Below are 960 nucleotides of genomic sequence, written 5' to 3' on the forward strand. Positions count from 1 at the left end.
CACTCAGCTCTGATTCCGGGTACTAGAAGGATTGCGCGGCGAGGAGAACATCTCCGAGCTTTGTCGCCGAGAAGGCATTGCCGCCTCGATCTATTACGGCTGGTCCAAGGAGTTTCTCGAGGCCGGCAAGCGCCGCCTGGCCGGCGACACGGCACGAGCTGCGACCTCCGGCGAGGTGAAGGACCTCCGCCGGGAGGCCGGCGCCTTGAAGGAGGCCGTCGCCGATCTGACGCTGGAGAACCGTCTGCTCAAAAAAAGTATGAACGGAGATGGGGAGGACGAGGCATGAGGTATCCCGCCTCAGAGAAGGCCGAGATTCATCCATTTGGTCGAGCAATCGCACCTCCGGCCAAGCGCACGCTGGACAAGCTCGGGATCCCGCGCGCCACATTCTATCGCTAGCATGATCGTTACCGCGAGGGCGGCATCGCCGCTCTGGCCGATCATCGGTCTCGACCAGACCGGGTCTGGAACCGCATCCCGGACGATGTGCGGGGCTAGATCATCGACCTGGCGCTGGAGTTACCTGAGCTGTCGCCACGCGAGCTGGCCGTGCGGTTCACCGACGAACGAAAGTACTTTGTATCCGAGGCGTCGGTCTATCGGCTGCTGAAGGCGCATGACCTCATCACCAGCCCGGTCTATGTGGTGATCAAGGCCGCGAACGAGATCAAGGACAAGACGACGGCGCCGTCGCGCACCGGCCAAGGCTTCTCAGCGACAATGGTTCGAGTTACGTGGCGGATGATCTGGCCGAGTGGCTCGACCAGAAGGGCATGCAGCACGTGCGCGGCGCTCCGTACCATCCTCAGACCCAGGGAAAGATCGAGCGCTGGCATCAGACGCTGAAGAACCGTAAGCGACGTTCGCGTCCCATTCGCAAAGGTTTGGCGTGGGGATTGCAGTCTGTTGATCAACGTGTTTGCAAATCGTTGGCGGGGGGTATGGAGGCGGCAACGA

At 61.7% G+C, this 960-nt stretch carries 1 pseudogene; it reads left to right on the forward strand.

From position 1 onward, the window contains the following. Positions 1-19: 19 nt before the first annotated feature. Positions 20-857: pseudogene (locus tag IC50_RS41900) on the forward strand (helix-turn-helix domain-containing protein); the annotation flags it as partial. Between the last annotated feature and the right edge of the window lie 103 nt (positions 858-960).

The organism is Bradyrhizobium genomosp. I (2014), assembly GCF_000261685.1.
Lineage (GTDB): Bacteria > Pseudomonadota > Alphaproteobacteria > Rhizobiales > Xanthobacteraceae > Bradyrhizobium.